Origin of the sequence: Xenorhabdus sp. PB62.4 (assembly GCF_014467285.1) — a bacterium.
Classification (GTDB): domain Bacteria; phylum Pseudomonadota; class Gammaproteobacteria; order Enterobacterales; family Enterobacteriaceae; genus Xenorhabdus.
Window position 1 is genome coordinate 1 of the sequence record NZ_NKHR01000042.1, and the last position, 11,043, is coordinate 11,043.

4 protein-coding genes are annotated in these 11,043 nt (G+C 49.2%); 3 read left to right on the top strand and 1 reads right to left on the bottom strand.

All coding sequences use genetic code 11. The features are described from left to right. Positions 1-196: transcriptional regulator (locus Xenpb_RS19740; RefSeq protein ID WP_368666847.1), on the bottom strand; the 196-nt coding region annotated here is incomplete at its 3' end. A 473-nt stretch (positions 197-669) separates the two neighbouring features. Between Xenpb_RS19740 and Xenpb_RS18325 the strand changes: the two genes are divergently transcribed. The 3 genes from Xenpb_RS18325 to Xenpb_RS18335 form a co-directional block, all read left to right on the top strand. After that, positions 670-2,004 carry a metallophosphoesterase gene (locus Xenpb_RS18325; protein WP_255523194.1) on the top strand — a complete coding sequence of 445 codons (1,335 nt, stop codon included), beginning with the start codon at positions 670-672 and terminating at the stop codon, positions 2,002-2,004. A gap of 348 nt (positions 2,005-2,352) precedes the next feature. Continuing rightward, complete coding sequence (locus tag Xenpb_RS18330; RefSeq protein ID WP_187655596.1) at positions 2,353-10,212, top strand: neuraminidase-like domain-containing protein; 7,860 nt, start codon at positions 2,353-2,355, stop codon at positions 10,210-10,212. Positions 10,213-10,263: 51 nt separating this feature from the next. Next, the coding region (locus tag Xenpb_RS18335; RefSeq protein ID WP_304952556.1) for a SpvB/TcaC N-terminal domain-containing protein at positions 10,264-11,043 on the top strand (780 nt) is incomplete at its 3' end.

The window sequence follows — 11,043 nt, forward strand, 5'->3', positions numbered from 1 at the left end:
GTGTAAAACCATAATCCTCCCATACCCTTTTCAATAAATCTTCCCGATGAAGAGTTTCATTGCTGTTAGTGACCATTTCAAGCAGCAGTCGCGCCGCTTGGTTTGATAGTGTGATTTCATGATTGCTATCGTTGAGTAATGACAGTTGCTTGTCTGCAGGTGAGTATATGATGGTAAAGTTTATAACGTATTTCAATGACTTAATTCCAAACAGATTAAGATTTTTCTTAAAAAAAATAGATCTATAGATTTTCCATTTGCTCGTCAATGGTTTTATTTAAAAGGAGTGAATGATCTATCCTCTGTTTTTAAAGAGGTATTAACTGCTGCTTCGTGTGTTTTTTTTTATTATTACTGGATATTAGTTATTATAATATGTATTTTTACGGAATAAAAACCTTTTTAATGAAATAAAGCAGTATAATGTTTTGTTTGTTTTTTTTATTCTCTATCATTGTCGCCGTTGTCACAGAGGTTCTCTGCTTGACCAGATGCGCAGTGTGACACGGGAAAACGGAGCTCAGGTTACAAGAGGTCAGTGTTGAGTTCTTCATTCATCGTAGGATGTGCTTATGGAGTGACTCATGCACTTGATGTATACACTTACAATCTGAGTGTACGGAGCTACACACCAAAAAATAGATTAAACCGCAAGCAATGGATTAAAAAATGGCCACTAATTATCGGATTTTATTCTTAGCAGTAATATTATTTTTATTTGGATGCAGTAGTAACAAAGAACATGTATCAACTAAAACTTATGACATAGTTAAATACACTGTTGTCAATAACACTCAATATAGCCTCTCTGTAATTCGAAAAAATGTGGAGTGGGGTAGCTGGGTTTCCATACCTCTATCAACTATTCAGCCTTATGGAAAGGATTCATTTTCTACCAGAGGAACCTTAACTGCAGGGACTGAGGGTAATGTAGAATATTCAATTTATGGAGGAAGCTTTGACGTTTATTGGAGCTTGTCGCATTGGGGTTCTGTTAAAAATCGTTTGACGGTAAATGATCCACACAAATTGTACGATATATATCGTGTAGAGGATGCGAGAAACACATATACGGTCTATGTTAATGAAAAGAATGCAGCGAAAAAATATAATGTTCTCATTATGTCAGACCCTCAACCTTTTCGTTTAGATACCAGCAGTAATAACCCAAACAAGGACCGTTCTAAATGGGAGGCATTTAATGAGGTGGTTTCAAGTAGCATAAAAAAGTTAAAAAATGATAAGAATTTCACATTTGGGATTGTTAATGGTGATATCACTGAATTTGGTAGACGAAGTAGCAGAGAAAGTTTTGATAAAATATACACATCAAGACTATCAAGCACACTTTTCATTGGCTTAGGAAATCATGACTATGCTAATAATGTGGGTGACTGCACGACGACGGGTGAACCCAGCTCTGATGGATGCGCATTATCAGCCGTATGGGATATGAATAATAGAATTAACGAATATAAAAAAATGAACATGGGGGCATTTTCCTCGTATTTTGATGAATATAACAAAACAGGAAGTTTAGCTTATTCATGGGATTATGGGGATATGCATTATGTTCAACTCCAGAATTACCCGACTTACACTACTACGTTAAGCCCAACATTTGGTGCGGACACTAAAATAAAATCGTCACTATCATGGCTTGAAAAAGATTTGCAGAGTGCAACTAATCGGGGCAAAACTATTATATTAAACTTCCATGATGCCAAGGACCATTTTGTAAATGAAAGTAGTGAAAATGAACTGAATAAATTCAAACAACTTCTGGAGAAATATAAAGTTCTTGCTATTTTTGTTGGTCATACGCATTCTGCAGGAAAGTCCAATTTATACGGGATCCCACTATATAACAGTGGCGCTCTATTTAAAGGTGATTATTTAATGGCTACTGTTGATGGTAAGTGTATACAAGTTTCCAGATACAATGGTAGTTCTGGAGAACCTAAGTTTATAGAACGATTCAGCTCTATTTGCGGAAAATTATAAAACTAGGGTTCCACGCCGGAACCTTAAATAAATAACCTTATATCTTGTAAAAGCGGTGATAAAACCGAGGTAATCAGGACGTTTAATAAGCGATTCAGAAATAGACATTTTTACTTTACAGAAAATAAAAATAATAGATCAAAACTGACAATCGCAGTCAATCTTACCGATGCAATCAGCATTCAAAACAGACTAACAATCACACTATTTTAAAATGATGCATGAGGGACGGAATGACGCGCCCATGCTATTCGTATTGATTTTAATTAAACATTAAGGCGATAAAATCGGCCTACCACGTATGAATAAGCGCGGCAGGAAGACAACCATAAAAAGGATAAGCGTTATATGTACAGTATCGATGAACTATTGGATAAGCTGAACCGCAGCGGCGAAAACACACATAAGAAGTCGGGATCTATTGGCGACCAGCCTGTCACCCTGCCCGATATCATGGTGCTTTCCTTTGCTGAGGTGAAAGAACTGGCCGGCGACAGTCTGAGCTGGGGCGAGAAAAATTTTCTGTACCAGCAGGCACAGAAGGCGCTGAAAGAAAACCGTATGGCGGAATCCCGCATTCTCAGCCGCGCCAATCCCCAGTTGGCAAATGCAGTACATTTGGGCATCAAATCCTCTCCGCTGACACGGGACTATAACGATTGGTTTGCAGGCAGAGCGAAGCGGTATGTCAAGCCTGGTAATGTGGCATCCATGTTCTCCCCGGCAGCCTATCTCACCGAAATGTACCGTGAGGCCAGAAAGTTGCATCCGGATGACTCGGTCTGGAATCTGGACAGGCGCCGTCCAGACCTGACGAGCCTGCTGTTGAGTCAGGCCAATCAGGATGAGGAAGTCGCGACATTAACATTGGCCTCTGAGTTGCTGCTGAATAATATTCAGAGCGCAGAGGAGCTGGATGATAAAGAGGCTCTGCTGGAAAAACTGTCAGAATATCGCTGGACTGGGATGACTCCCTGCCACGTCCCTTACGAAACTACCCGGCAGGCTATTTTGTTGCAGGATGACACGCTTTCTGCCTTTACTCTGGCTCCTGCAGTGGCGGCACTGGCTGACCCGGTCTCATTGCTGGCCATTAAATCCGATATCTCTCCGGAGTTGTATAACATTCTGACGGAGGTGCTGACAGAAAAAAACGCCAGCCAGCTGATTGAAGATAACTTTGGCGATATTGATGTTCAGTCATTTTGCTCTGGCGTTAATCTGGCGCATTATTACCACTTATCTCTGGATGAACTGGCCGCTTTTGGTGTTCGTTACGATTTTTCCACCTTCTCACCCAGTGAAACTTATGTGGATGATCAGTTATCCCTGATGCTGAATAGTGCTGAGGGCAACAAGGAGGCCTGGCATCTTCGGCGGGATTATTCCGAAAATAAATCCCAGGTTAACTATACGGATTTAATTCCGTTGGGTAACGGGAATTATAAATACAAGTTTAGTGTCACTGAGACGCGAAAAGAACACACCAATTTCAGAGTGGTGAGTGGGAAAAGAGTTAATTATTATAGCAAGGAAAACTTTGTTCCGGAGGCTAATAAGGACTATGAGATTGAATTTGCCATTCCTGACCAAGACCTCAAACAACCCGTCACACTTCGCTTACAACGAGCCAGGCCAGCGGATGGTCGTTACTATAACACCAGTACAACATTCCGGATTGAAAAGCAGTCACTGAACCTGTTCCTGCTGCGTCTGAACAAGGCCATTCGTCTGAGCCGGGCGGCACAGGTGTCTCCACAAGAGATTGAGCGGGTAGTGATGGCCGTTAATCATGAGTTGCAGATTGATGCCGTCGTTCTGAGCGCGCTGTTTTACGCAACATATTACTCGGAGCAGTACGGCATCAGCCTCGGCGAGGCGTTGATTTTGTGGCAGGCAGATATCACTCTGAGCCGGGTGGGTACCGAGCCCAGTCAGTTTGACCGGCTATTTAACACGCCGCCACTGAATGGCAAAATATTTTCTGCGGACGGTACTGCGCTGGATTTACAACCTGGTGAATCCGATGATACCTTCCGGCTGGCGGTGTTAAAGCGGGCATTCCAGGTTAACGATTCGGAATTGTATTCGCTGTGGCTGATGGCCGGTGGCGGTGATTTTGTCTGCACGACAGAAAGACTCTCGCAGCTTTATTGTGTCCGGCTGCTGGCTCAGGTTCATCAGTTAACGGTGGTAGAGTTGTCGCAATTGCTGTCTGTTTCGCCGTATGCCGGCCAGGCCATTGCGCAGCTGTCACTGACAGAGCTGGGCGAACTGATTGCTTTTCTGGCGCAGACCACGCGCTGGCTGGCTGAGCAGAAGTGGTCCGTCAAAGACATCTGGTTGATGACCACCTCCCGCTACAGCACTGCTATGACGCCGGATGTCCAGAATTTGCTGGACACCTTGCGCCATGGCCTGCCGGCCCCCCTGCCTGAAGGAGAGATGCTGATTACCGCGCTGTCACCGCTGATTGCCGCCTCGGTTCAACTGGATTCTGCGGAAGTTGCCGCAGGTGTTCTGCGGTGGCTGGACCTGATCCAGCCTGCCGGGCTGACGGTGACTGACTTTATCGCCCTGGTGCAGAAAGCGCCTGATTCTCTGACATCAGAAGAAAGCGAAAAACTGGTTACTTTCTGTCAGGTGATGGGGCAACTGGCGCTCTTCGTTCGTTCCGTGGCGCTGAGCGCCGGAGAACTGGCGCTGCTGGTTGCCCAGCCTTCCCGGTTCATGACAGCTGCGGCATTGCCTCATGATTTACCCACCCTGCAAAATATTACCCGTTTCCATACCCTGATAACCCACAGTGCCGGACAGGCCACGGCCGTCCTGACGGCGCTGAGTGAGGGCACCCTGACGCCGGAATTGCTGGCACAAGCCCTCTCACTGGATGAAATGCTGGTTGAGCAGGCATTGCAGGAAGTACACCCCGGGGCGAAGGTGTTTGCCAGCTGGCAGGAAACAGATATCGCACTTCAGTGGCTGTTGGTGGCAACCACCCTGCATATCACGCCATCCGCCGTTCGGGGGTTGCTGGCCCTAAAATACCATCCAGCCACTCCGCCATCCTATGCCGACTGGCAGGCTGCCGCAGATGGTCTGCAGGCCGGACTTAATGCTGCACAAGCCACCACCCTGCAGGCGCACCAGGATGAGCTTCTTGCCCAGGCGCTGGAAGCGTACTACCTGCGCAATCATGTTCCATCGGGTACCGGGGCCATTATTGGCGCCGATGATTTGTATGGCTACCTGCTGATGGATACTCAGGTCTCGGCGCAGGTGAAAACCACGCGTCTGGCAGAGGCGATTGCCAGTGTGCAGTTGTATGTCAACCGGGCACTGAATGGGCTGGAAGAAGGTGTCAATAAGTCGGTGAAAAGCCGTCAGTATTTTACCGACTGGGATACCTACAACAAACGCTACAGCACCTGGGCGGGAGTCTCCGAACTGGTTTATTATCCGGAAAACTACATTGACCCGACCCTGCGTATCGGGCAGACCGGCATGATGGATACCCTACTCCAGGAAGTATCCCAGAGCCAGTTGAACAGCGACACGCTGGAAGACGGATTCAAGAACTATCTTGCGTCATTTGAAGAGATTGCCAATCTCAGCGTCATCAGTGGCTATCACGACAACACCGATGCGGATGAGGGCAATACCTGGTTTATCGGCCACAGCCGGACAACGCCCCGTCAGTTCTACTGGCGCAAACTGGAACACAGCAAGGGGGCTGACGGGCGTTATGCCGCCAATGCCTGGAGCGAATGGAAAGAGATTGTTTGCGGTATGACGCCACACCAGAACCTGGTGCGCCCGGTGATATTCAAGTCCCGACTGCACGTGGTCTGGGTGGAGGAGGAAATCCGCAAGGATGATGATGGCACCACGCAGAATGTTTTCTATCGCCTGAAGCTCTCCTGGTTGCGTTATGATGGCAGCTGGGCATCACCGTTTACCTTTGATTTAATCAATTCCATTGATTTGGACGACAATGACAAGTTGCTTAATGCGTTAGGGGGGGCTGATGAGTCGGCGGGGCTTTTTGCTGCGCAGTATACCACTGAAAATGTGCTGGCCATTTATCTCTACGAAAAAAAGGCTAAATACGACAGTGTCGGTAGCGTCAGTGCGGCTCATGGTATTTTTGTTTATTCAGATATGAAGGGCGTGCTGAAGAATAAGGATGAATTAAAATCCGTTATCAGCGAGAGTCTTACACATCTGGATACCACCAGACACGCAGAGGTTAATTTCCGCATTGCCTTCAATGAGGTGAATTATACAATTACGCCTGACAAAACGAATGCCTACTTCTCACTGGAGAGTCGCGTTAAGGCGCTCAGTGCAAATTATGAAAAGCAGACTGTGACATTAACACCTGAAATAACGGTGAATCACAACGAGGGTGCATCCGCTTTCTCCCATCTTGGAGAGCTTGTTGATGCTTATCCCTGGCTCGAAGACGGTGGGGTTGTGGGTTCTCGTGACAGTGACTTCATTGATTATACTCCCCTGGGAACTGAGTTTATTATCTCTTTAGCGGGGCTGCCACTGTCAACTGAAATGAAGAATGCTGGATTTGACAGTTATAATATGATGTTTATAGATGCGAAGCTGGACTATTCTTATTTGGGGCAGGAGGGGGAAGATGTTAGTGGTTATATAGTCATTTTAACTCTGCGAAGCCGTAAGGGGTTTAATCAAGGGCTGAACATGACGGAACATCCTGTGTTCTTTATGACTGATGAAAACGATAACCTTCTGCCTGATATTCAATGTTTTGTTGGGTGGTCTCTTATTGACGTTTGGGATGATTGGGGCGCCGGCCATGCTGCTTCTGGGCCAGAAGATGGGCAAACAGAGTTTGTGTTTGCTGGTTTCACGAGTTTTAATGCTTTATCTAAAACCTCAGCGATTAATGTCTACTACTATCCAGATTGGAACGGGCATGACGATAGTTTTATCCCGGTGGCGACATTGGATCTGGAGGATGATCTAATATCAGTTAAGGAGCTGGTAAGTACCAAGGTAACGGTCACCTATCCTTCCTCTGAGCCGAATAAAAACATTACCGTTTCTGCGGTACGCAGTGTTGCCAATGGCAATAAGACAACCCATTATTTTGACCCCATCTCATTTCCCTGGCAGGAACTGGATGCTCCGAGAGGGATTGAGCACGTACTGACCTTCTCCGCTGAAGGGGGGGGAAGCTTAATCGCAGCGGATAAGGTGACGGTTATTCTGTCATCTGGCAGCGATGACAGGCCGATTTCACTGTATCACCACGCCAGTGGTGCGCAGTATATACAAACGGGCGTATACTGCACGCGCCTGAATACGCTGTTTGCCTCGCAACTGGTGGAGCGCGCTGACCGGGGGATTGATGCCATTTTGTCGATGGATACACAGTTGTTGTCTGAGCCAAAAATGGGGCCGGGGACGTATGCCACACTGGAGTTGTTGAAATATACTCCGGCCATACATGGCGATGCCATGGAGTTTGTTATATATAATTGTAATGATACCGGCAAGGACCCCTTAATCCGTGGCATATTAAGCCCTCGCACGGTTACAACGGTAAACCTGTTCTTGCCCCGAATGGAATCCTCTGGGAATTCTGACAATTTATACGTATTTGCCAAATATGCCAGTGGCGAAACCGATTCTATCAGATTTATCCGCGCAGACCCCACCAATCCTGACGGGTGGTCTTTAGATGCCAATCATAACAACGGAACCTTCCCCGGGCTTAAACGGGTATATGGCCTGTCAGTATCGACGGAGCCGATGGATTTCAGTGGTGCCAACGCCCTTTATTTCTGGGAGTTGTTCTACTACACCCCGATGATGATGTTCCAGCGCCTGCTGCAGGAGCAGAATTTCACTGAAGCCCTGCGGTGGATGAACTATATCTGGAACCCGTCCGGCTATATCATTAATGGTGAGGAGCAGGATTATCTCTGGAATGTCCGCCCACTGGAAGAGGACACCAGCTGGAATGCCACGCCACTGGACTCCGTTGATCCGGATGCGGTGGCGCAACATGACCCGATGCATTACAAGGTGGCGTCCTTTATGAAAGCACTGGACCTGCTGATTGCCCGGGGGGATGCCGCATATCGTCAGCTGGAGCTCGACACACTTAACGAAGCAAAAATGTGGTACACACAGGCGTTATCGTTACTGGGTGATGAACCCCGGGTTGCTGATGGTACCGACTGGTCATTCCCGCAGCTCGGCGACGCCGCCAGCCAGACCGTGCAGGCCGCCAGCCAGCTGGCGCTGGAGCAGGTGCACCGGCAGCAACCCGCAGATAAGCCGTTATGCTCACTGGAAACATTAATGGCGCCGTTGTTACATCCGCGGATTAACAGAAAACGGGAATTGCAGAAGCGGCGTGAGCAGCGTGCGGCGAATAAAGCATCACAGAACGCTGATTCTCTGGCGACACTGCAGGTGACTCATGAGCCACAGCCGACAGATAATGATGCGTCGCGCACAGCCAATTCATTAACAGCCCTGTTCCTCCCTCAGATTAACGAAAAGCTGCAGGGGTACTGGAAACTGCTGGCACAGCGTCTTTTCAACCTGCGGCATAATCTCTCTATTGACGGTCAGCCCCTGTTGTTGCCGATTTTTGCAGCCCCTGCGGACCCTGTAGCATTGCTGAGTGCCGCCGTCCGGACATCGCAGGGCGGTAGTGCTCTGCCGCCGGCGGTGATGCCGCTGTACCGTTTCCCTGTCATGCTGGAGAACGCCCGCGGGATGGTCGGTCAGCTGATACAGTTTGGCAACACCCTGCTTGGTCTGACGGAACGACAGGATGCGGAGGCGTTGGCCGAATTGCTGCAGACCCAGGGGAGTGAGCTGGTATTGCAAAATATCCGCATGCAGGAGAAAAACCTGGCGGAAATGGATGCCGAGCTAAAAGTACTACAGGAAAGCCGCCTCGGCGCACAGAGCCGCTTTGACAGTTACAGCCGGTTGTATGATGAAGATGTGAACAGTGGTGAGAAAGAGGCGATGAGCCTGTATCTGAGTTCATCAACGCTCAGCACCTCCGGAAAAGCCCTGCACATGTCCGCAGCCGCTGCCGACATGGTGCCCAATATTTACGGCATGGCCGTGGGGGGGACCCGTTTTGGTGGGCTGTTGAATGCAACGGGTATCGGCATTGAAATCGCCTCCTCTGCCTCATTGATTGCTGCCGACAAAATCAGTCGCTCTGAAAGTTATCGCCGGCGCCGGCAGGACTGGGAAATCCAGCGCAATAACGCCCAGGCAGAAATGAATCAGGCAGATGCACAACTGGCTGCACTGGACATCCGGCGCGAGGCGGCCGAATTGCAAAAGGTTTACCTTGAGACCCAGCAGGCGCAGACGCAAGCTCAGCTGATCTTCTTGCAGGGTAAATTCAGTAGTCAGGCGCTGTATAACTGGCTGCGTGGTAAATTGTCAGCCATCTATTACCAGTTCTATGACCTGGCGGTCTCGCGCTGCCTGATGGCGGAACAGTCATGGCAATATGACCTGAATGACCCAGCGAAAACCTTCATCCGTCCTGGTGCCTGGCAGGGAACGTATGCCGGTCTGCTGGCGGGGGAAAATCTGATGCTGATGCTGGGGCAGATGGAGAAGGCGTATCTGGAGCAGGATAAACGTGCGCTGGAGGTCACCCGGACGGTGTCGCTGGCTGAGGTGTATGCCGACTTGCCAGACGAAAGTTTCGTCTTTACTGATAAAATCGCTACCCTGCTGAAGGATGGCAAGGGTAGCGCCGGCAGCAGTGGAAACAGTCTGGAGATGACGAGCGGAGAGTTGCAGGCCACGCTGAAGCTGTCCGACCTGAACATCCGCGGGGATTACCCGGACGGGCTGGGGAACATCCGACGCATCAAACAAATCAGCGTCACTCTGCCGGCGCTGGTCGGACCGTATCAGGACGTGCGGGCAGTGCTCAGCTACGGCGGCAGTGTGATATTGCCGCAGGGCTGTAGTGCTGTGGCGGTGTCACACGGCATGAATGACAGCGGCCAGTTCCAGCTTGACTTTAACGATCCGCGCTATCTGCCGTTTGAAGGGATAGCGGTAAATGACAAAGGAACACTGACGCTGAGCTTCCCGGATGCGGATGACAAGCAAAAATCTCTGTTGCAGAGTCTGAACGATATCATTCTGCACATCCGCTACACCATCCGTTCTTAATCCCAATATTTGTTAAATACAGGCCTCATTGGGGCCTGTAAGGAGTTTGACATGCAACATTCAGATGCACTGAAATTGGAGACCCCGTCACTGCCCAAAGGCGGCGGCACACTCCGGGGCATGGGGGAAACCTTTACCGGGGGCGGTCCCGATGGAATGGCTTCACTGTCATTACCGCTGCCGATTTCCAGCGGGCGCGGCACGGCCCCTGCATTGTCCCTCACCTACAGCAGCGGGAGCGGCAATGGCGCCTTTGGTATCGGGTGGCATTGTGCCACCATGGCGATCAGTCTCCGGACTGCACATGGCGTGCCCCGTTATGAGGGCAACGATAGCTTTTTGTGCCCGATGGGGGAAGTGATGAATATTGCCCCAAATGAACGGGGCGAGCCGGATACCCGTACCACGAACCAGTTGCAGGGCGTCACGTTAGGTGAGAGCTGGCAGGTCACCCGTTATCAGCCCCGTCTCGTTCAGGATTTCAGCCGGCTGGAATACTGGCAGCCGGAACAGGGCAATACGCAAAAACCTTTTTGGATGATGTTCAGTCCCGATGGACAAGTCCATCTCTTTGGGAAAAATGCCCACGCCCGGGTGGCTAATCCGGCGGATGATAACCAGATTGCCCAGTGGTTACTCGAAGAGACCGTGACACCCACCGGCGAACATATTTACTATCAATACCGTGCCGAAGATGACGCAAACTGCGATGAACATGAAAAAGAACAACACCCGTTATCCGGTGCACAACGCTATTTGATACAGGTTAACTACGGTAATATCACGCCACAGACAAGCCTGTTTGCCCTGGATAAGGCGCTGCCTGCCCAT